Source organism: Kineosporia corallincola (genome assembly GCF_018499875.1).
In the GTDB taxonomy this organism is placed as follows: domain Bacteria; phylum Actinomycetota; class Actinomycetes; order Actinomycetales; family Kineosporiaceae; genus Kineosporia; species Kineosporia corallincola.
The window spans coordinates 466,248-487,989 of the sequence record NZ_JAHBAY010000003.1; the positions used below are offsets into that span (position 1 = coordinate 466,248).

The window sequence follows — 21,742 nt, forward strand, 5'->3', positions numbered from 1 at the left end:
CCATCATCCGGAATCTCGCAAACCGGACTCTATCCGCATCCGGGCGGGCCGGTGGAAATCTTGAGGTTCGGCGCGCAGCCTGGCCGGAGGGTTTCTTCCCGAGGAGGCCACCATGCGCGACGTCCAGGAGATGAAGGACGAACTCGACCAGCTGCGCCAGACCATCGAGGAGGCGAAGGCGTTGGCGAAGAAGCTGGCCAGGAACCGGCTCATCGACCCGGGCGTCCCGCAACAGCGTCGCTACCTCCCCCCGCCGGACCCGGTCTTCTGAACGACGCTCAGGCCGCCTGCTCGCCGCGTTCCGCGGCCCAGGCGTCCCGGTAGGCCGGGAAGGCGGCGATCAGCTGGTCGTGCGTGCCCCGCGCCGCCACCACCCCGCCGTCGATCCACAGCACCTCGTCGGCCAGCGCCAGCGGGGTGACCCGATGGGTGACGACGACCGCCGTGCCCGCCTCGCGCCCGGCCCCGAGCACCTCGCCGACCAGGTCGTCGGCGGTGGCCGGGTCGAGGTGCTCGGCCGGCTCGTCCACCAGCAGCACCGGGGCACCGCTCGCGAACGCCCGCGCCATCAGCATCCGGCGCCGGATGCCGCCGGAGAGCAGGTGCGTGCCCGCGCCCTGACCGGGCCCGGCCGGGTCGCCCACCACCACGTCCAGCCCTCTCGCCCCGGAGGCGTCGCCCAGCCCGGCGATCCACTCCCCCAGACCGGCCCGGCGCAGGGCCTCCAGCAGGTCGTCGTCCGTCGCGTCCTTCCTTGCCACGCGCAGGTTCTCGCGCACGGTGGTGCCGAAGACGTGGGCGTCGTCGGCGGTCAGGTGCACCAGGTGCCGCACGCTGCGGGTGTGCACGTCGGCCAGGTCGACGCCGTCACCGACGTCGGTGCCGTCCATCAGCATGTGCCCGTCCGCCACCGGCAGCAGCCCGGCCAGGGTGCGCAGCAGGGTGCTCTTGCCCTGCCCGCTGGGCCCGACCACGGCGATCCGCCGCCCGGCCGTCAGGTCCAGGTCGACGCCGCGCACGGCGGGCTCCCGGCCGGGCCAGCCGACGGCCAGGTTCTCGGCGCGCAGGTGCACTCCGGCGTATTCGCGCACCACCCGCAACCGGCTCGCCCCCTGCACGTGGGCGTTGTTGCGCACCGGCCGGGCCTGCACGTCGAGCGTGCGCCCGGCGCCGGTGGGCTCGGTGTCGAGCAGCGGCACCACCCGGCGCGCCGCCTCGGCCGCCTTCACCATGGCCACCGCGGCGGCCGGCAGCCCGGCCACCACCTCGGCCAGCGCCTGCGGCACGAAAGTCAGCACGGCGAGGGCGACCTCGCGGATCCGGCCGTCCGACACCGCCTCCGCGCCGACCAGCAGGCAGCCGAACACCGCGGCCGACATCACCGCCGAGCCGAGACCGGCGGCCCAGCCGAACGGCCGGGCGGCGGCGTCCAGGCCACGGGAGAGCTCGTCGTCGTCGCGCCGGATGCCACCGACCTGGTCGCCGGTGCGGCCCGCGACGGTCAGTTCCGGCAGGTTGTCGAACAGCGCCAGCACGTTCTCCGACATCGCCGCGCGGGTGCGGGCGGTGCCCACCACGTCACGCCGGCCGCCGACCGCCCCCAGCCAGGGCACCGCGACCAGGGCCACGAGAGTGCAGACTGCCAGGACCGTTCCGGCCTGCGGCAGGATGATCCACAGCGCCACCACCGACGCCACGCCGGTGACGGCTGCGGTGACGAACGGCAGCAGGCCGCGCACCACCACGTCGCCGAGCTCGTCCACGTCGGCGCCCAGGCGGGCCAGCAGGTCGCCACGCTTCAGGCCGGCCGCGACGGTCTCGTCGGCGGTGGCCAGGTGGGCGAAAAGGCTTGCCCGCAACCGCACCACGCCGCGCAGGGCGACGTCGTGCGAGACCAGGCGCTCGGTGTAACGCAGCACACCACGACCGATGCCGAAGGCCCGCACCCCGACGATGGCGACCATCAGGAACAGGATCGGCGGCTGCTGGGCGGCCCGGGTGATCAGCCAGCCGGACACCCCGAGCAGGGCGATCGAGCAGGCCACCGCGGCCGCCCCGGCCAGCGCGGCCAGCACCAGGCGCCACGGGTCGGGACGCATCTCGTCGAGCACCCGCAGCAGCGCCGCGCGCCCGTCCGCAGCTGGCTTCATGCTCGGCTTCACGGGCGTCTTCATGCTCGATTTCATGCCGGGACCTCCATCTGCGAGCCGGTTTCCAGTCCTGCCACGGTGTGCCCGGAGACGTCGATCGTGCGGTCCGCCGCCGCGACCAGCGCCGGCCGGTGAGCCACCATCACCACCGTGCGGCCGCGGCGGCGGAGTTCGGTGAGCAGGTCGAGCACGGCCCGCTCGGACCCGGCGTCCAGGTGCGCGGTCGGCTCGTCGAGCACGACCAGCGGCGCGTCGCTCAGCAGCAGCCGGGTGAGCGCCAGGCGCTGACGCTGACCGGCCGACAACCCGGTGCCGCCCTGACCGACCCGTCCGGACCAGCCGCCGGGAACGGTGCTCACGACGTCATCGAACTTGGTCACCCGGGCGGCCTCGGCGATCTGTGCGTCGGTGGCCGAAGGGCACAGCAGACGGACGTTCTCGTGCAGGGTTCCGGGCACCAGCACCGGGTGCTGGGGGCACCAGGCGATCTGCCGCCACCAGCTCTCCGGTTCCACGTCGGCCAGCGAGACCGGCCCGGCGCCGGACAGCGTCACCGGCTCGGCGCCGGACAGCGTCACCGCGCCGGAGTCGGACAGCACGACCGCGCCGGAGTCGGGGGCACGCAGGCCGAGCAGCACCGCGACGGCGGTGGACTTGCCGCTGCCGCTGGGGCCGGTGAGCGCGACGATCTCGCCCGGGGCCAGACCGGCGCTGAGCCGGTCCGGGGTGGGGGTGGGGACGCCGTCGTGCCGCACACTCACGGCGTCGAGAGAGATGGTGGTGCGGGCCAGGTCGGGGGCCGGGACGGTGCCGCGTACGGGCACCGGCCGCTCCAGCACGTCGAACGCCTGCTGGGCGGCGGCCAGCCCGTCGACGCTGGCGTGGAAGTGGGTGCCCACCGTGCGCAACGGCAGGTAGACCTCGGGGGCCAGCAGCAGCACGGCCAGTCCGGTGTGCAGGCCGAGCGAGCCGTGCACCAGGCGCAGCCCGATGCCGACCGCGACCAGCGCCACCGACAGGGTCACCAGCACCTCCAGCACCAGGGCCGAGAGGAAGGCGGTACGAAGGGTTTTCATGGTGGCCCGGCGGTGGGCGTCACCGGCCACCCGGACCCGCTCGGCCTGGTGCGACGCGGTGCCCAGAGCACGCAGGGTGGGCAGGCCGGCGATCAGGTCGAGCACCTGCGTGCCCAGCCGCTGGAGGGAGGCCAGACCGCGGTCGGCCTCGCTCTGGCTGACCATGCCGATGAGCGCCATGAACAGCGGGATCAACGGGAGGGTGAGCAGAATCGTCAGACCCGCGATCCAGTCCTCCCACCAGATCACCACCAGCACGGCCGGGGTCAGGGTGGCCGACAGCAGCAGCTGCGGCAGGTAGCGGGTGAGGTAGCCGTCGAGGGCGTCGAGGCCACGGGTGGCGAGGAGCGCGAGAGGGGCGCCGGAGGGGGTGACGCCCCCCTCGCCGTTCTCGGTGCCGTTCTCATTTCCTGGAACCCGCTGCCCGGCACCGAGTTCCCGGGTCGCGTGATCGATCAGCCGCTCGCGCAGCTGACGCACCACGGCGGTGGCGGCGCGGTGGCCGAAGCGCTCCTGCGCCCCGGCGATCACCGCCCGCGCGGCCAGCACGATCCCCAGCACGACGACCTGGGCACGGACGTCCGCGAGCGACTCACCGTCCATCGCCACCCCGGCGATGATCCGGGCCAGCAGCAGCGACTGCACCACCAGCAGTGCGGTGGTGGCCACTCCGAGGCCGGTGGTGAGGACGACGTACCTGCGGGCCGCACGGGCCTGGCGCAGCAGCCGGGGATCGAGCGGTTTCATGTCAGCTCGCAGCTTCCTGCGTCGTGCGCGGCGCCTTCTTGGTGGCCCAGGGCAGGCCGTGGCCCGGCGGGATGTGGCTGACGCCGATCCGGTGCCGGAACACCCAGTAGCTCCACGACTGGTAGGCGATGACGACCGGCAGCATGATGCAGGTCACCACGCTCATCACCACCAGCGTGTAGTGCGTGGACGAGGCGTTGTGCACGGTCAGCGAGAAGGCCGCGTCGGTGCTGGAGGGCATCACGTCGGGGAACAGCGAGCCGAACAGCAGGGCGACGGCGGCCGCGACGGCGACGGCCGTGCCGGCGAACCCGATGCCCTCCTTCTGCTTCAGCGCGGCGTAGCCCGCGGTGATCAGGGCGGCCGCGGCGATCACCACGAGCGCCCAGGTCCACGGCTTGCCGTGGGCCAGCTGCGTCCACACCGCGAACACCGCGGCCACGACGATGGTGGGCAGGGCCAGCTTCGCGCCGATCGCGATCGACCGGGTGCGCACCTCACCGGTGGTGCGCAGCCCCAGCCACAGCGCGCCGTGGAAGGCGAACAGCAGCACCGTGGTCACACCGCCGAGCAGGCCGTACGGGTTGAGCAGGGTGAAAAGTGTTCCGGTGAAATGCTTGTCGGCGTCGATCGGCACACCGGCCACGATGTTGGCGAACGCCACACCCCACAGCAGGGCGAGCAGCGTCGAGCCGGCGATGATCATCCCGTCCCAGAACCGGCGCCACCTGGCGGACTCGATCGTGCCCCGGTACTCGAAGGACACGCCGCGGATGATCAGGGCCACGATGACGAGGAAGAGCGGCAGGTAGAAGCCGGAGAACAGGGTGGCGTACCACTCCGGGAAGGCGGCGAAGATGCCGACGCCGGCCGTGATCAGCCAGACCTCGTTGCCGTCCCAGACCGGGGCGATGGTGTTGATCAGCACGCGGCGCTCGGTGTCGTCGCGGCTCACGAAGGGCAGGAGCATGCCGACGCCGAAGTCGAATCCCTCAAGGGTGAGGTAGACGATCCACAACACGCTGATCAGGATGAACCAGAAGGTGACGAGTTCCATGAAAGGACTCCAGTTTCCGAAAGTCGAGGGCTCAGTAGGCGAAACTGAGCGGGCGCTCGGCGTCGTCGTCGCTGTCGGACCGGGGCGGGTCGACCTCGGGGGCACCGTGCGCCGCGTACCGGCGCACCAGACCGAACCAGACGATCCCGAGACCGCCGTAGAGCAGCGTGAAGACCGTCAGCGAGATGCCCACCGACCACGGGCCCACCGTCGAGACGCCGTCCGAGGTCAGCATCCGGATGGTCCAGTCGCCGTCCGGGTTCGGCGCGACGACCCACGGCTGACGGCCCATCTCGGTGAACACCCAGCCGGTCAGGTTCGCCAGGAACGGGGCCGGGATGCTGAACAGCGCCAGGCGGCCGAACCACCGGCCGGGGGTGCGGCCCTTTCGGGTGGCCCACAGACCCACGGCGCCGAACGCGGCCGCGATCACGCCGAACAGGATCATGAAGCGGAAGTTCCAGTAGGTGGAGGCCAGCACCGGGACGTAATCCGTTCCGTCGCCGTACTTCTCCGAGTACTCCGCCTGGAGCTGGTTGACGCCCTTGACGGTGGCGTTGAAGTCACCGGTCGCCATGAACGAGTAGATGTACGGGATCGACACAGTGGTGACGTCGCAGTGCCCCGGGCCCGGGTTGCCGATCGCGAAAAGACTGAACCCGGCGCCGGTCTCGGTATCGCAGAGACCCTCGGCCGCGGCCATCTTCATCGGCTGCTGCTGGTACATCAGCTTGGCCTGGCCGTCACCGGTGATGGCCACCCCGACGCCGGCGATCAGCAGAACCACGCAGGCCAGGCGGAACATCGGCCGGTACAGCTCGACCTTCGGGTGCTTGATGCCGCTGTCGTCGGCGCCGTCGGCAAGATCGGCCCGGGCCTGGAACCGCGCCTTGATCATCCACCAGCCGGAGATGCCCGCGACGAACGTGGCGGCGGTCATCCAGGCGGCGGTGATCTGGTGCGGGAAGGCCCACATCGCCGTGTTGTTGGTGAGAACGTCGAAGATGCTGGTCATCTCGGCGCGACCGGTCTCGGCGTTGTACTCGACGCCGACCGGGTGCTGCATGAACGAGTTCGCCGCGAGGATGAAGAAGGCCGAGAGATTCACCCCGACCGCGGCCAGCCAGATCGACATCAGGTGGATCTTCTTCGGCAGCAGGTCCCAGCCGAAGATCCACAGGCCGATGAAGGTGGATTCGAGGAAGAACGCCAGCAGGCCCTCCATGGCCAGCGGCGCTCCGAAGACGTCACCCACGAAGCGGGAGTACTCGCTCCAGTTCATCCCGAACTGGAACTCCTGCACGATGCCGGTGACCACCCCGATCGCGAAGTTGATCAGGAAGAGCTTCCCGAAGAACTTCGTCATGCGCAGCCAGCGTTCGTCGTTGGTGCGCACCCACAGGGTCTGCATGATCGCGACCATCGGGGCCAGGCCGATGGTCAGCGGAACGAAGATGAAGTGGTAGACGGTCGTGACACCGAACTGCCATCTGGCCAGGTCGAGGGCGTTCATGGTGCCCACCCTGGCGAAAGACCTACTACAAGCTGTAGTGACAAAGGTCCCGGCGGGCCGGGACCGTCTTACTCACTCCATCGGGTCAGCCGACCGGTCACCCGGTTGACCAGGCGCAACGTGCTCAGCGACAGCCCGGTGAACACGGCTGCCACCACCAGCATCTGGGGCACGAGCGAATACACCAGGGTCTGGTTCAGTGCCCAGCCCAGGCCGGACTGCACCCCGTAGAGCTCCGAGGCCAGGACGCATGCCCAGGCGGTTCCGGCCGCCAGCATCAGCGGCCCGCGCAGTTCCGGGCCGATGGCCGGCAGGATCACCGACAGACGCAGCCGCACCGGGCCCAGACCGAGCGTGCGAGGCTGGTCGACCAGGCTTCGGGGCAGGTTCTCCACGGCGTTCGCGGTGGACAGAAGCACCACCCAGAAGGCGCCGAAGGTCACGAAGGCGACGCAGGCCGCCGAGGAGGCCCCGAACCACAGGGTGAACAACGGGGACATGGCCAGCAGCGGCAGCATGCGCAGCAGCCCGGCCACCCCGCCGACGGCCTGGCGCACCGGCCGGGCCGCCGCCACCAGCAGCCCGGCGGGCACGGCCAGCGCGACGGCCAGCAGATACCCGGCGCCGAAGCGGCCCAGGGTCACGAGCGAGTTCTGGAGCACGGCGAGCGCGGCCAGCCCGGCCGAGTCCGGCGCGCCCTGGAGTGTGGTGGCCGCGCCCCAGCCACCGCGGTAGAAGTGGCTCAGCCCGGTGATGCCCTCGGTCATGATCGTCCAGAGCGTGGGGACGACGTTGCGCCCCTGACGCGTCGTGGCGCCGACCACCAGCGCCAGCACCTGCCACCCGGCGAGGCCGGCCAGGGTGCCCGCCAGCAGCGCCCGGCGCCGCGGCCGGGTGCGCAGGGCGACCCCGAAACCCCGCTGCCCGTGGTCGCGTACGAGTCGCTGCCGCTTCATGCGGATGCCCCGGACGCGGGCCGTTGCGAGGTGCTGGACTCCTGCGGGGTGCCGGGCCGTTGCGGGGTGCCGGGGGCCAGGGCATCGAGCAGCGCCGAGCGCAGGGCGTTCGCCTCGCCGTCCATGCGCAGTTCGTCGCCCCGGGGCCGGTGGAACGGGACCTCGACGTCGGCGCGCACTCCCCCGCCGGCCACCACGACGATCCGGTCGCCCAGGGCGATGGCCTCGTCGACGTCGTGGGTGACGAACACGACGGTCTTCTCCGTCTCACGCCACAGCCGCAGCACGGTCTCGTGCAGGCCGGCCCGGGTGAGATGGTCGAGGGAGCCGAAAGGCTCATCCATCAGCAGAAACTCGGGATCGTTGGCGAACACCGCGGCGATCGCGACCCGTCGGCGCATGCCGCCGGACAGCTCGCGGGGCCACGCCCGCTCGCGACCGTCCAGCCCCACGGCCCTGGTGAAATAGCTGACCCGCTCCCGCCATTCGCTCTCCGGCAGCCCGCGGCCGCGCGGCCCGAGGGCGATGTTGTCGGCCACCCGCAGCCAGCCCGGGATCGCGTCCTGCTGGAACACCATGCCGCGGTCGGCACCGGGCCCGGTCACCGGCACACCGTGGGCCAGCACGCTGCCCGCCGCCGGGCGCAGCAACCCGGCCAGGCAGCGCAGCAGCGTGCTCTTGCCCTGGCCGGAAGGCCCGAGCACGCACAGGAACTGGCCGGCCGGCACGTCAAGGTCGAGGTCACGCAACGGGGTGACGGCGTCCGCCCCGCGGCCGTACCGCACCGTCAGGCCACGCACCTGCAATCCTCTGCCGGTCGTCGTCATTCCCGCCACCTCAGCGCGGGCGCCACGGCCACGCGGATCGTCGTGTCCAGCGCCAGCGCCACCAGCCCGAGGGTGATCGAGAGGGCCAGCACCGATGCCACATTGCCCTGCTGGGCCCGGACGGCGACGAGCCGTCCCACCCCCACCCGGGAGCCGAGCAGCTCGGCGCTCGCCTCCAGGCTGATGCCGGTGGCCAGGGCCAGGCGCAGCACCGCGACGATCGCCGGGAAGGCCGACGGCAGCAGCACGGCGCGGGAGCGGGCCCGCGGGCCCAGCCCGAGCGCGGCCGCGTACTCCTCGGTGGCCGGCGGCAGGTTCAGCGCCGCCGACTGCGCCACCAGGGCCACCACGACGAAGCAGTAGAAGGCCACCAGCACCAGCTTGCTCAGCGGCCCGGCGCCGAACCAGACCAGCAGCAGCGGGGCGACCACCAGCACCGGCACGGCGCCGAAGACGAACAGCACGGGCTCGGTGACGTCGCGCAGCCACTGCCTGCGGGCGGCGGCGAGCCCGGCCGGCACGCCGAGCGCGCTGCCGATCAGCCAGGCCGCCGTGGCGGTTCCGACGGTCCAGGCCAGGTTCACCGGGTAGTCGCTGTGCTCGATGCCGAGGAACTCCAGCCCCCGGTCACCCCCGGCGCTGTGCTCGAACTCCCAGAGGACGACGCGGGGCCCGGGCAGCACGGCATCGTTCCCGACCCCGAGGGCGACCAGCTCCCACAGCCCCCAGAAACCGAGCACACCGATCGCCGCCCAGAACACCGGAGACGCCGCCCCGCCCGCCCGCTTCACGACGCCTCCACCACCCGCACGCCCGAGGCCGCCCACCGGCGTCCTCAATTCTGGGCGGCCGCGGCGAACCGGTAGGCGTCCAGGTAGTTGCGGGCGTCGTACTGGGCCTGGGCCCTCGTCTTGAGGTCGCCGGCCGGAGCGGAGGCGAGCGCCTTGTCCGCCTCCTGCCGGTAGCGGACCAGCGCCGCGTAGACCTTTCCGGCGATGCTCAGCTCGTCGGGGGTGTGGCCCTCGTCGATCACGCCCTGCCCGGCCAGCACCGCCAGGTTGGCGGTGGCGACGGTCTCGTAGAAGAACGGGTCGTCGGAGTCGGTGTAGAAGGCCGTGGCCTCGTCGAAACCGCGCAGCGAGTAGATGTTGTCGAAGGTGCCGGCCAGCTCGGCCGCGGTCAGGTCGGTGCCGGTGTACGAGTTCACGTAGTCCACGAAGGTGGCCGCGGTGGCCTCGGAGTCGGCCTGCATCTCGTCGATCAGCCGGTAGATCACGCTGGTGAAGCGCAGCAGCGTCTCGAAGTTGTCCTGCGCGTAGTCGGTGGTCGTGACCAGCCCGGAGTAGGTGAAGCGCAACGGCAGGGTCTGCTCGGCGGGCAGGTTGTCGATCACCTGGCGCAGGTCGACCAGGGGCTCCCAGCCGTCTTGCTGGAGCTGCACGATGTGGACGGCGGAGGACGGCGAGAGGAACTCGGCCCGGCCCGCGAAACCGGCCTTCACCATGTCGGGGCTGGAGAGGAACTCGATCGTGACGTCTTTCTCCAGGTCGAGACCCGCCGCCTCGGCCACGGCGTTGCGGAAGAGCGGGCTGCCGGACTCGACGCAGATCAGTCTCTCGCCCTTGAGCTGGGCCATCACCGTGGTCAGGGCCTCGGTGAACGTCTTGCCCGCCGTCATCTCCCGGGCGACCGTGGTGTATTTCCCGGTGGGCGCGACGATGCGGTAGGTGTACGACACGTCGCTGATGCAGAACCCGACCACGTTCTTCACCGTGTCGATCTGGTTGGCGACCGTCGGCACGTATCCGGCGCCCAGGTCGACCTGGCCGTTGACCAGGGGCGTGAGGTTCATCAGCAAATCGAGCTGGGCGCCGTAGGGCTCCGGCGACACGGTGAGGCCGACGGCCTCGTAGTACCCCCGGTCGATGCCGGCCACGCCGAGCAGCTCGTCGCCGTAGGGCGTGAACGCGCCCTTGATCGTGACCTGGGGAATCGAGTCACCGGGCGCGGCCAGGTCGGACGAGGGCGAGAACGACGCCCCCGCGCTCCCGGCCGACGACGGCGCCTGGGCACATCCCGTGAGCACTCCTGCTGCCCCGGCGGTGATGGCGGCCAGCACCGCGCGGCGGCTGACGATGTTCACTGGGGTTGCTCCCTCATTGGTCTCCCGAACGGTCCGGCCCACTACAACATCCGCCGTCACCCCCCGTCGATGGAGAACCACGACAACGGGAGAGCGGGGATCTTGTCCGGATCGGCGTGTGATCTGATTCACGCCGCGTCACCGATCCTTCGCCGACACAGAGTGATTCGAAATATTCACAGTTTCTTCACTGGGACCAATCCGGTTGCACACGTTGCAAGCGTCACTCCTCTTCCCAATCATGGGGCGGTGACACCCGACGACGACGCCTTGACCGCCACCGAAGACACACCCCGCCTCGTGCAGAACGAGGTGCCAGACTCCCCGGAGGAACTGGCCGACGAGCCGATCGCCGAGGCGAGCCCGGACGACAACGAGCGCAACCCCTTCTCCCCCCGCTCGGACGTCTCCGGCGAACCGATCGGCCTCGAGCAGGGTCTGCCCGACGACAGCCCGGTGGACAAGGGCCGCCTGAAGACCGGCGACGACCTGTACCTCCCCCTCTCCACCGCCCGCTCCGCCGTCACGGCCCCCACCCCGAACGCGGCCTCGCTCACCGCGACCGAGGTGACCAAACGCCTGCGCGCCATCGGTTTCCGCATCCGCAGCACCGGCGAGCAGGACCAGGCCGTGCGGGCCTTCAAGACCGGCTGGTTCAAGCTCGGCCCGTCGCTGATGGACGGCAGCGTGGCCAACAGCATCCTCGGCCCCCGGGCCAGCCAGGCCATCGATGATTCGTACGAGCGCGACAAGGACGGCCTGACCACCATGTCGCCGCACTTCTCGTTCCTCGAGACCCGCTGCAAGTGCGGCGGGAACTACAGCGACTGCCGGCGGATCTGGCCCACCCGCAACTCGGTGATCGCCGCCGAGGAACTGCGCCAGGCGTTCTTCCCGAACGGCCTGACCCCGATCTCCTGGTGCCGCTGCACCGGCCACAACAAGGCGGTCGGCGGAGCCTCGTCGTCTCGTCACCTCAAGGGCGACGCACTCGACATCCCGCACACCGTCTCGCTGCGCCGGATCAAGAGCCTGGAGAACTACACCGGCATCGGGATCCACCGGGCCGACGGCAACGTGCAGCACGTCGACCTGCGTCAGGGCTCCCCGCTCGCGCCGGTCGTCTGGTACTACTCCTGATCCCTGGCATTCCCCTCACCCCCAGCTCCAACCCGAAAAGCCGTGTCCCGCAGCGTGTCTCCCCTGGACGTGGTGCGGATGCCCACCACTCACCGGGCCGCGGACGTCCCGCGGCCCGGTGAGGCGGCAGTTCTTGCGCCGTAACGTCTTCGGCCCGCTCCGGCGCGGCGCCCGTGTACGGCGCCCCTCAAGGCTCTGGCACCCGTATGCGGCGCCTTCTCACGGTCCGGCACCCGCATGCGGCATCCCCCCAAGGCCCTGGCACCCGTATTCGGCACGCCCTCTAGGCCCCCCGGCACCCGTCAACGACGCCCCTCAAGGCCCGGCAGCCGCATACACGGCACCTCTTCAAGTCCCCAGGCCGCTCGCGACGCCCCCTCATGCCTCCGTGCCCGCCGGTCGTGCCCCGCCTAATGTGCCCCGCCTACTGTGCCCCCGCCGGTCGTGCCCCCGCCTGCTGCGTCTCGGTCAGGTCGAGCGCGTCTTCCGCGTCGGGGTCCGGGAGCTCGACCGTGGTCTCCACCCCCACCTCGTTCCAGGCGGCGAGCACCACCGCGCGGGCCTGCGCGCCGAACAGTTCCTCGGCCTGGGCCACGGTGATCGCGGCGAACTCGGCGAACGTGGCCGTGGTGGTGAGGTCAGGGCTGGACAACGCCCCGAACCAGATGCGCCCCGCCTGCTCCCAGGCGAATCCCCCGAAACCGGTTGCGGCCAGGTAGAAGGCGCGGTTCGGAATGCCCGAGTTGATGTGCACGCCGCCGTTGTCGTCGGTGGTGTCGACATAGCCGGCCATCGAGTCGGGCTGCGGGTCCTTGCCGAGACTCGGGTCGTCGTAGGCGGTGCCCGGCGCCTTCATCGAGCGCAGCGCCACCCCCTGCACCGAGGAGGTCAGCAGGCCGGCGCCGATCAGCCAGTCGGCCTGCTCCGCGGTCTGCTGCGGCTGCGCGGCGTACTGCTTGACCAGGCTGCCGAAGACGTCGGACATCGACTCGTTGAGGGCCCCGGACTGCCCCTCGTAGACCAGGTCGCGCACGGCACCGGTGACGCCGTGGGCCAGCTCGTGCCCGATCACGTCGAGCGAGACGGTGAACCGGTTGAACAGCGTGCCGTCGCCGTCGCCGAACACCATCTGCTCGCCGTTCCAGAAGGCGTTGTCGTAGTCGCGGCCGTAGTGCACGGTGGCGTCGAGCGGCAGGCCGCTCGCGTCGATCGAGTTGCGCCCGAACACCTCCCACCAGAACGCGAACGTGGCGCCCAGGCCGTCGTAGGCCTCGGTGACGGCGACGTCGGCCACCGCCGCGCCGCCCTCGCGCAGAACCTCGGTGCCGGGCAGGTTCTGCCGGTGCTGCGCGTCGTAGACGGTGCGGTCGGGTGCGGCCTGCGGCGTGTCGCCGGCGACGGCGGTGCCGGGCCGGGCGGCCGGACGCACGGCCCGGGCGGCCCGCAGGGTCCGGTCGACGGTGAGATCGGCGCGGGCTCCCTCGCGCAGGTGCTCGGGGCCGTGCTCGGCCAGGTGCTCGAGCATGTAGGGCGGAAGGACGTGGTGCAGGCCGAGATTCGGATTCATCGGTGTTCCCCCTCTGGTCAGGAGTAGGACGACAGCATCTCGATCAGGGTGCCCACCGGGTCTTCGAGCGGCTCGGTGACGGTCACCGTGTGCGTGGTCGTTCCGTCGGCCACGGTGAGGTCGTAGACGTAGCGATCACCCGCCCCGGGTGCCGGGGTGGGCTGCGCCGCGAGCTGGTCGACCCGGACCGCCCGGACCGCCGACTCGAGTTCCTCGGCCTCACCTTTCGGGAGCGTAGCGGTGTCCACCGACAGTTTGCGGCTCAGGCCGGGGACGGCGGCGAACCCGCCGCTGCGACGCAGGGTGATGAGCACGGGACCACCGCCGGTTCCATCGGATTCCGTTGACGCGAACACCTTCGGCTGGACGTGCCGATGATCTGAAGGATACGGCCACGCAACGGGAAAAGCTTGTTCGGCGGCGAGATTCAGAACGGCCGGATCACTCGTTCTGTGCGATGCCGTCCGGCGCCGTCCGGGAGTCACCGGCCGGGCGGGCCTCCGGAACCGCCCGGCCCCGGCGGCCGGTCGCACCCTCGTCGGGGCCTGGCCCGGCGGCACCGCCCGGCTCCGTGGCCTCCTCACCGGGCGGCAGGGCGGCCGGCGGGCGAGGACCTCCGGTCACCTCACCCGGCACCGTCTGCGCCCCCGGCGCCTGCCGGGCCTCTCGAACGGCCGGCGACTCCTGCGCCTCCTGCGCCCGCAACGCCGCCTTGGCCTGGGCCCGGGCCAGCCGCCGCTTGCGCCGGGCCGTGGCGTTCTGGCCGCCGTGCTCGAAACCGACGTCGACCCACTCGAAGTCCTTGGTGCGCTGGGCCCGGGCGTAGCTGCGGTAGGCGCGCTGGTCGGCCTCGGTCAGGTCGACGTCGTCGGTGAACGGCGTGAGCAGCGTGCGCGGGTACAGGTGCCGCACCCGCACCACGTTGGCCTCGGCGCAGATCAGCAGGGCGACCACGGCCAGGTAGATCCAGGCGATCAGGCCGAGCACGATCGCGAACACCCCGTTGGTGGCGTCGGCGTGCCGCACCACACTGCCCACGTAGACGGTGCCGAACTGCTGGAGCCCCTGCCAGACCAGCGCCGCACCGATCGCCCCGGGCAGCACGTCCATGCGGCTGAGCCTGCGGGTGGTGCCCCAGCGGAACAGGAACATGAAGAACACCGTGATCAGCGTGATCCCGGCCAGTCCCGCGACCAGTCGCAGGATCTCGTTGAAGTTGATCAGGTCGGCGAAACCGTTGACGTTGGTGCCGATACCGCCCAGGCTGCCGGTGATCACGAAGGTCAGGCCGCCCACCGCGAGCAGGAAGAGGCTGCGCAGCCGGGCCGCGATCGGGTTGGGCCGGCGGTTGCGCGGCACGGCCCACATGGTGTTCATCGCGTTCTGCGTGGCGTTGGCGACGCCGAGTGCACCGTAGAGCGAGCCGACCAGACCGATGGCGACGGCGGTGGTGCTGCCGCGCAGCCCCTGCGGGTCACCCAGCTGGTCGCCGATCACCGGGAACTGACGCAGCGCCGAGTCCAGGATCTCCTGCTGGAGCTCGGGGTTGTCTTGCAGGATGAAGCCGAGCACCGAGGCCAGCAACAGCAGCAGCGGGAACACCGACAGGAAGCCGTAGTAGGTGATCAGCGCCGCCAGGTAGCCGCCCTGGTCGTCGAAGAACTTGTAGATGACGGCCAACGGGAACCCGATGACGGCGTGCTTCTGCTGGAAGCGGTCCACCCGATCGTGGAGCTTCTCCGCCTGCCTGCCCGCCTGTCTGCCGACCGACCTCACCGACACCCGCGCACCACGCCCTCTCCGATGGGCATGTGTCCGCCCCCTGCCAGGGCTACCAGGATGCCGGTACGCAGCAGTGACGGCGAGCCGGACACCGGGTGTTTACTCCATCTCCATGTGTTTGCGTGCCAATTCGTCACCTGCCTCGACCGCGGCCAGCAGCAGCGCCATGCCCTCGGTCTCGCGATCGGTGGCCCGCAGCAGCAGGGCCAGGTTGAGCCGGCAGTTGGCATCGCCCAGGCTCAGGCCCATGCGGTAGGCCGCCTCCGCCGCCTCAGAGTTGTCGGCCACCTCGTAGAGCAGGTTGCCCATCGGCAGGAAGCACTCCACCTCGAGCGCCTCGGTGCCCGCCCGCAGCACCGCCAGGGCCTCGGGGGCGCGCCCCTGCTCCAGGTACATCTCGGCCAGCGGCGGGCGGGCCGGCGGGTACAGCTGGAGTGCCCGCAGCAGCAGGCCCTCGGCCTCCCGGGCACGCTCCTCCTCCCACAGCCGCACCCCGAGCACGCCGGCGGCCAGGTCGCTGCCCCGCCCGACGGCCGAGCGCAGCAGCTCGAACGACTCGATGCGGTGCCCGCGGTCGCTGAGGATCCAGCTGGCGCCGATCGCGCCCTTCGGGTCACCCTCGGCCCAGGCCTGCCGGTACGCCTCGAAGGCCGCGTCGACGTCTCCCAGGTCTTCGAGGGCGCGCCCCAGGCTGTACGCCGCGCCCTTCTCGCCGGCCGCCAGCGCCGCCCCGAACGCCTCGGCCGCCTCGGCCCGGCGGCCGAGCTGCATGTAGGTGTTGCCCAGATTCAGCTGGGCCGCGCCGTCTCCCGTCAGCGCCGCGGCACCGAACAGGCGCAGCGCCTCGCGCAGATGGCCGCGATCGGCCGCCCGGCACCCGGCCCGGACGAGGGCCTCGGGTTCGAGGGGATCACCGCATTCACTGGTGCTGGTGGACTGCGTCATCGAGGGCTCCTTCTTCACCGTCGCTACCCTGGTCGGCCCGACGTGGGCAAAAGCCAAACGTGACGCCTGACACCCACCTCTGGAACGACATTCGTGCCGCGGGGCCCGTGCGATGGTTCAGATGCCGCACAGCGTGGGCAAGCCGTACAAGCGGCCCGAGTCGGACCTGCCCGGCACAGGCATTCTGTATGCCCACCATCAACACTTCAGGGATGTATGCACGATGACCTCCTGTCTTGCAGCGGTTTTCACCGCCGAAGATTCCTGGCACCACCGATACTAGGCGCCCCCGCCGGCAATCTCGCCCCCGGAACCGAAATCTGTGGATAACTGAGGTGCCGTATCGACGCGCCCCCGGCGTGTCGGCAAATCCTCGACACCCCAAGCCATCTCGACACCGAGTGATGTAAGCATGTCGTATCGCCCAACACCCCCGGCGTCAGCGTTCGCAGGCGATCCCGTCCCGATCCGTGTCGAGCGGTTGATTAGCACTGTAAAGCGCTGTGCTACGCCCGAAATCGACGACCGGAGCCTGCACCCGGTCCGCCGCGGTGGGCTCGTCGGGAGGCTCCGGCTCACGACCGGGACCCTCGCCGGAACGCACCCCGCGCCCCGGTGCGGTGGCGGTGCGCTTCACGTCCCGGTACCTCCCGGGACGGTCCACTGCGTCGGGCAGCCCCACACCGTGCGGGTACACGGCGGTCAGCGCACCGCAGCTGTGAAAGCGCGGCGCGGTGGCGGCGGTCAGCGGACTGACGGCACTCAGCGGCGTGGCACCGGCATCGTCACGGGGAGGGAGATCCGGGGTGAGCGTGCCCAGCTGCGCGGGCAGGCCGGCGCCGGACGCCCCGTCGTCCACCTGTGCGTCGCTGCCCGACAACAGGGCCGCGTCGGACATCCGGGGCAGCCAGAGCGTCGCGGCCAGCACCAGCCCGACCGCGCCCGCGGTGCAGACGACGGAGGCCCAGGATCGGCGCGGGGTCGGCACCCAGAGCTGCCAGCCGGGAGGCAGGGGCGCCCAGTCCGGGTCCGGTTCCCAGCCCGGTGGCGGCATCCAGCCACGAGGGGGGTGCGGCCAGCCCGGCGGCGGGTTGAAACTCCACCCCTCGACCATCACGCCCTCCGTTCACTGCGGGGACGCCGGAACCCCGGCCCCGGTGCCCACGCTAGGGACGGTCCGGCGCCGGGCCGAATACCCCGCCGCCCGAACCGCCCCTTCTCCCGAGTCCCGGCCCGGCGGACCGGGTGAGGGGCGGACCGGGCGCAACCGCGTGATCGTGAACAAAGGCGCAGCACAGGCCTTCCCGGGCCGGGAAGGGATCAGGAACCGGTTCGGACCCGGCAGGCTCACGGCGATCGCACGGGCTCACCCGGCAGCCGGGCCGGTCTACCAGTACCCGCGCTCCGGTGGCGCCTGGCCGGCCCGGCGCAGCGACTTGTGCAGCACCCGGCGCCGGCGCACCTCGTCGTGACGCAGCCGGGCGTCACGACGTAGCTCCTGCCGGAACCCCTCGGCCACCAGCCGCCGGAACGAGTCCAGCCGGGAGGGCAGCAGCTCCCCTGTCCCGATCGCGGCGATCACCGCGCAGCCGGGCTCCACCGCATGGCCGCAGTCGGCGAACCGGCAGGCCGCGGCCAGCCGGGTGATGTCGGCGAACGTGTCGTCCAGCCCGGCCGCGGAGTTGATGCCGACGCTGCGCAGCCCGGGCCCGTCGATCACGTGGCCGCCGGCCACCGGGTGCAGCTCGCGGGTGACGGTGGTGTGCCGCCCCTTGCCGTCGCGGCGCAGCGCGTTCACCCGCATCACCGTGGCCCCGGTCAGCGCGTTCACCAGGCTGGACTTGCCGGCGCCGGACGGGCCGAGCAGCGCCACGGTGTGCCCGCCCGCGAACAGCGCCCGCACCGGCTCCAGCCCGTGCCCCAGCGACGACGAGACCGGCAGCACCGGGCAACCGCAGTCGGCCTCCAGCTCGGTCGCGATGCGCGCGGCCTCGGGCTCCAGGTCGGCCTTGGTCAGCACCACCACCGGCTCGGCACCGCTCGCCCGGGCCAGGGCGAGCAGGCGGGCGATCCGGTTGCGGTCCGGCTCGGGCAGCAACCCCTCGACCACGGCGACCACGTCGACGTTGGCCGCGAGCGTCTGCCGCCGGGCGCTGCCGTCGGCGTCGGCCCGGATGAGCACGGTGCGCCGGGGCTCGACCGCCTCGACGGTGACCCGGCCGTCCGGCCAGAAGCACAGCCGCACCCGGTCGCCGGTGGTGGGCGCGGCGTCGGGATCGGCGTGCACCACCCCGAGCAGGGATCCGCCCCAGCCGGCGCGCACGACGCCGGGACCGGTCACGGCCGGCCCCTCGTCGTCCCTGAGCAGTTCGACCGTGGCCACGCCCCGATCGACGCGGACCACCACTCCCAGTGGCAGCCTGTCACTGTTCGTACTGATGAATGGGCGTGCTGAAGTCACGGGTGGTACCTCTCGGATGAGCGCCCGGTCAGGCGGGCGCGGGAGGAGCGGACGGAGGGGTGCACGCGCGGATGTGCGCGGGACGTTCCTCCCGGACGGGCGTGGACATCTCGACCTCCTCCCCTGCGCCGGTGGGCGCGCCGCTACGACTCCCGCGCCACGACCGGGCTCGCCGGTGTGGCGGACGGGATCCCGGGGATCGCCCGGGACGTGATTCCACGGTAAGCACGGCCCCGCCCGATGTCGCCTGAATTTCCTGATCGGGCGACGGTGGGGCGGTGTGGGAGATCAGAGCGGGCGCTCGTCGCGCCGGCGATCCATCTCGCGCTCCAGGTCACGCGTCAGGCCGGGCATCAGGTCACGCTCGACGTCCAGGTCCAGGTCGAGTGGTTCGGGTCGCGGGGCGAGCGGCGTCAAGGTCTCCGGCTGCCGCCCCTCGCCGGAACCACCGAACCTGCCGGAGCCACCGAACCCGCCGGGGCCGTCGAACCCGTCGGGACCGGTGCGCCCCTCCGCGTCGTCCACCGGCGCCCGGCCGGGCTTGTCCAGGAGCCGCTCACGCACCCGGGCGCGGGCCTCGACCCGCTCCGGGGTGGGCCAGCGCTCGTCGATGGCGGCGTTCAGCGCGGCGCCGATCAGCACCGCGATGGCCAGGAAGTACAGCCAGATGAGGACGACGATGGGCGCCGCCAGCGGGCCGTAGATCGAGGTGCCCCCGACCGATTCGTTCAGCGTCCAGCGCAGCACGAAGCTGGCGACCACCCAGATGGTGAGGGCGAGCGCGGCGCCGGGCAGGTCGCGGTACCAGCGCGAGCGCACCGGCGTGGACAGGTGGTAGAGCGCGGTGATCCCGGTGATCGCGGCGAACGACACCACGGGCCAGTAGATCCAGTCCGAGCCGCCGATGTCCGCGAGCAGCTCGAACCCGGCCCCGCGCAGCACCTTGGACAGCCAGCTCGGCCCGATCAGGACGAGCGGGATGACGACGATGCCGACCACCAGCGACAGGCAGTAGAGCGAGAACGACAGCACCCGGGCCCGGACGATGCCACGGATGCCGCCCAGGCCGTACATGATCGAGACGGTGTCGAGGTAGACGTTCAGCACGCGCGAGCCGGACCACAGCGACAGCACGAAACCGATCGAGACGATGTCGGCCCGCCCGGCCCCGACCACCTGGTCGAACGTGGGCAGGATGACCGAGCTGACGCTGTCGGCGGTGAGGAAGGTGAGGGTCAGCTCGCGCAGCCGCTGGCGCAGGTCGGCCACCGCCTCGGTGCCCATCAGGTCGCCGACGAAGCCGATGCTGCCGACCAGGCCGAGCACCAGCGGGGGCAGCGAGAGCAGGGCGAAGAAGCCGACCTCGGCGGCCAGGCCGGTGACCCGGTAGCGCAGGCAGATCCGGGTGGTCTCGGTGGCAAGCCACCAGAACAGGGCCAGGGCACGCCGGATCCGGGCCCAGGCCGACGGCCGGACGGCCCTCACCTGGGCCATCTGCCCGCTCGCGCCCGTCTCTGTGACCACGCCGGTCACCGTACAGACGTTTGTGCCCCTACTCGTAACGGAAGGGACGAAGGTGAGCTCGGGAGGGTGATGAGCGACACGCCGCCTGAGAGCCGGCTGAGCGCCGCGACGCGCCGTGCGGGCACCTGGTGACCGGCTTGTCGGTATCCGGCGGTGGCGATGGGTACGGTGACGTTCGTGGCCGATTCCGACGACGCGCTGAACCTGGTGCCCGCGCCGGTCGACCGCGACGTCTTCTCCGAGGACCAGGTGCTGGTCGAGGCGGTCGAGCGGCACGAGGGCAAGGCCCACCTGGCCCGGCTGCGCGACCTGGGCCGGCTGGCCGGGGCGCCGCGCTCGGTCGGCTGGGCCGATGCCGTCGACCGGTTCCCGCCCACCCTGCGCACCCATGACCCGTTCGGGCGGCGGGTCGACGAGGTCGACTACCACCCGGCCTGGCACCGCCTGATGCAGTCGGGCGTGCGTACCGGGCTGACGGCCGCTGCCTGGGACCCGGCCGCGCCCCTGGCCGCGCACACCGGCCGGGCCGCCGCGATGATCGTCTGGTCGCAGGTCGAGGGCGGGCACCTGTCGGCGCTGAGCACCAGCTACGCGGCCATCCCGTCGCTGCGCACCGACCCGGCGCTGGACGCGGTCTGGCGGCCCCGGCTGGCGGCCCGTTCGTACGACTCGGCGGTGCGTGCCCCCGGCGAGAAGCTCGGCTGCCTGGCCGGTCTGGCGGTGACCGAGCGGCAGGGCGGCTCCGACCTGCGCAGCGGCACCACGGTGGCGGCTCCGCAGCCCGACCTGACCGGCAACGGCCCGGTCGAGGGTGAGCACATCTACCGGCTCACCGGGCAGAAGTGGTTCGTCTCGTCACCGATGAGCGACGTGTTCCTGGTGCTGGCGACGGCGCCGGGCGGGCTCACGGCCTTCGTCGTCCCCCGGGTTCTGACCGACGGCACCCGCAACACCTGGCGCCTGCTGCGGCTGAAGAACGCGGTGGGTACCCGCTCCAACCTGCCGGCCGAGGTCGAGCTGGACGGCACCTGGGGCGCGCGGCTGGGCGAGGAGGGCAAGGGCCTGCGCACGATGACCGGCATGCTCACCGCCACCCGGCTGGACTCGGTGCTGCGCTCGGCCGGGCAGATGCGCCAGGCGGTCGCCCGGGCGGTGCACCACTGCCGGCACCGCGAGACGTTCGGCTCGCCGCTGACCGACAAGCCACTCATGCAGAACGTGCTGGCCGACCTGGCGCTGGAGAGCGAGGCCGCGACCGTGCTGGCCATGCGGCTGGCGGCGGCGGTGGACGCCGGGGAGACCGAGCTGCTGCGCGCGGCGGTCCCGGTGGCCAAGTTCTGGGTGTGCAAGCGCGCCACCGGGGTGGTGGCCGAGGCCCTGGAGTGCCTGGGCGGCAACGGCTACGTGGAGGAGCACGGCCTGGCCCGGGTGTTCCGTGACTCGCTGGTCGGGCCGCTGTGGGAGGGGCCGGGCAACATCAGCGCCCTGGACGTGCTGCGGGCGATGGCGATGCAGCCGCGCTCGATGGAGGTGCTGCTGGCCGAGATCGACCGGGGACGCGGCTCGGACCCGCGGCTGGACCGGGCGATGGACGAGGTGGCCGGCTTCCTGATGGCGGCCTCCCGGGAGGCCCGCCGCGACCCGGCGGCGGTGGAGGCCGGGGCCCGCTGGATGGTGGAGCGCCTCGGTGTCGTACTCCAGGCGTCCCTGCTCGTGCGGCACGCCCCCGAACCGGTCGCCTCCACGTTCCTCACCACGCGGGTGGCCGGGGCCGGTGGCGTGCTCTACGGCACGCTGCCGGTGGGCCGCAAGGCCACCCGGCTGATCGTCGAGCGCTCACTTCCCGCATAACCG

General features: G+C 71.9%; 18 protein-coding genes. 3 read left to right on the top strand and 15 right to left on the bottom strand.

Annotated elements, in window-relative coordinates:
- The first annotated feature begins 112 nt into the window (after positions 1-112).
- Positions 113-271: a hypothetical protein gene (locus tag KIH74_RS09425; RefSeq protein ID WP_214155424.1), complete on the top strand. Its 159-nt coding sequence runs from the start codon at positions 113-115 to the stop codon at positions 269-271.
- Positions 272-278: 7 nt separating this feature from the next.
- On the opposite strand, the gene cydC is transcribed toward KIH74_RS09425, so the two are convergent.
- The 8 genes from cydC to KIH74_RS09465 form a co-directional block, all read right to left on the bottom strand.
- Positions 279-2,150, bottom strand: a complete 1,872-nt coding sequence (gene cydC / locus KIH74_RS09430; RefSeq protein WP_214155425.1) for a thiol reductant ABC exporter subunit CydC — start codon at positions 2,148-2,150, stop codon at positions 279-281.
- A 32-nt stretch (positions 2,151-2,182) separates the two neighbouring features.
- Positions 2,183-3,973: a thiol reductant ABC exporter subunit CydD gene (gene cydD, locus KIH74_RS09435; protein ID WP_214155426.1), complete on the bottom strand. Its 1,791-nt coding sequence runs from the start codon at positions 3,971-3,973 to the stop codon at positions 2,183-2,185.
- 1 nt (position 3,974) lies between these two features.
- Positions 3,975-5,030 carry a cytochrome d ubiquinol oxidase subunit II gene (gene cydB, locus KIH74_RS09440; protein ID WP_214155427.1) on the bottom strand — a complete coding sequence of 352 codons (1,056 nt, stop codon included), beginning with the start codon at positions 5,028-5,030 and terminating at the stop codon, positions 3,975-3,977.
- A 31-nt stretch (positions 5,031-5,061) separates the two neighbouring features.
- Complete coding sequence (locus KIH74_RS09445) at positions 5,062-6,543, bottom strand: cytochrome ubiquinol oxidase subunit I (protein ID WP_214155428.1); 1,482 nt, start codon at positions 6,541-6,543, stop codon at positions 5,062-5,064.
- A gap of 68 nt (positions 6,544-6,611) precedes the next feature.
- A complete protein-coding gene (locus tag KIH74_RS09450; protein WP_214155429.1) occupies positions 6,612-7,499 on the bottom strand; it encodes an ABC transporter permease in 888 nt (295 codons plus the stop codon).
- Positions 7,496-8,326 (bottom strand): ABC transporter ATP-binding protein, encoded by an 831-nt coding sequence (locus KIH74_RS09455; RefSeq protein WP_214155430.1) that lies wholly within the window; start codon positions 8,324-8,326, stop codon positions 7,496-7,498. Before KIH74_RS09455 ends, KIH74_RS09450 begins: the two co-directional genes overlap by 4 nt.
- Positions 8,323-9,117, bottom strand: a complete 795-nt coding sequence (locus KIH74_RS09460) for an ABC transporter permease (RefSeq protein ID WP_214155431.1) — start codon at positions 9,115-9,117, stop codon at positions 8,323-8,325. Before KIH74_RS09460 ends, KIH74_RS09455 begins: the two co-directional genes overlap by 4 nt.
- Before the next feature lie 44 nt (positions 9,118-9,161).
- The gene (locus tag KIH74_RS09465; protein WP_214155432.1) at positions 9,162-10,469 is read right to left on the bottom strand and encodes an ABC transporter substrate-binding protein; all 1,308 of its coding nucleotides are present in this window, start codon (positions 10,467-10,469) and stop codon (positions 9,162-9,164) included.
- 249 nt (positions 10,470-10,718) lie between these two features.
- On the opposite strand from KIH74_RS09465, the gene KIH74_RS38465 reads away from it, so the two are divergent.
- Positions 10,719-11,609: a D-Ala-D-Ala carboxypeptidase family metallohydrolase gene (locus KIH74_RS38465; protein ID WP_214155433.1), complete on the top strand. Its 891-nt coding sequence runs from the start codon at positions 10,719-10,721 to the stop codon at positions 11,607-11,609.
- A 424-nt stretch (positions 11,610-12,033) separates the two neighbouring features.
- Here the strand turns inward: KIH74_RS38465 and KIH74_RS09475 are convergent, their stop codons facing one another.
- The 7 genes from KIH74_RS09475 to KIH74_RS09505 all read right to left on the bottom strand — a co-directional run bounded on the left by KIH74_RS09475 (position 12,034) and on the right by KIH74_RS09505 (position 19,888).
- The gene (locus KIH74_RS09475) at positions 12,034-13,176 is read right to left on the bottom strand and encodes a M4 family metallopeptidase (protein WP_214155434.1); all 1,143 of its coding nucleotides are present in this window, start codon (positions 13,174-13,176) and stop codon (positions 12,034-12,036) included.
- A 17-nt stretch (positions 13,177-13,193) separates the two neighbouring features.
- Entirely contained in the window at positions 13,194-13,490 is a 297-nt protein-coding gene (locus tag KIH74_RS09480) for a protealysin inhibitor emfourin (protein ID WP_214155435.1), read from the bottom strand.
- Between the two features lie 127 nt (positions 13,491-13,617).
- Entirely contained in the window at positions 13,618-14,898 is a 1,281-nt protein-coding gene (locus tag KIH74_RS09485; RefSeq protein ID WP_214155436.1) for a YihY/virulence factor BrkB family protein, read from the bottom strand.
- 159 nt (positions 14,899-15,057) lie between these two features.
- Positions 15,058-15,903: a tetratricopeptide repeat protein gene (locus KIH74_RS09490; RefSeq protein WP_214155437.1), complete on the bottom strand. Its 846-nt coding sequence runs from the start codon at positions 15,901-15,903 to the stop codon at positions 15,058-15,060.
- A 439-nt stretch (positions 15,904-16,342) separates the two neighbouring features.
- Complete coding sequence (locus KIH74_RS09495) at positions 16,343-17,017, bottom strand: excalibur calcium-binding domain-containing protein (RefSeq protein ID WP_214155438.1); 675 nt, start codon at positions 17,015-17,017, stop codon at positions 16,343-16,345.
- 273 nt (positions 17,018-17,290) lie between these two features.
- On the bottom strand, positions 17,291-18,286 hold the full coding sequence (rsgA, locus tag KIH74_RS09500; protein WP_214155439.1) for a ribosome small subunit-dependent GTPase A: 996 nt from the start codon (positions 18,284-18,286) through the stop codon (positions 17,291-17,293).
- Positions 18,287-18,652: 366 nt separating this feature from the next.
- A complete protein-coding gene (locus tag KIH74_RS09505; RefSeq protein WP_308113676.1) occupies positions 18,653-19,888 on the bottom strand; it encodes a YihY/virulence factor BrkB family protein in 1,236 nt (411 codons plus the stop codon).
- A 177-nt stretch (positions 19,889-20,065) separates the two neighbouring features.
- Between KIH74_RS09505 and KIH74_RS09510 the strand changes: the two genes are divergently transcribed.
- Complete coding sequence (locus KIH74_RS09510; protein WP_214155440.1) at positions 20,066-21,739, top strand: acyl-CoA dehydrogenase family protein; 1,674 nt, start codon at positions 20,066-20,068, stop codon at positions 21,737-21,739.
- The last annotated feature ends 3 nt before the right edge of the window (positions 21,740-21,742 follow it).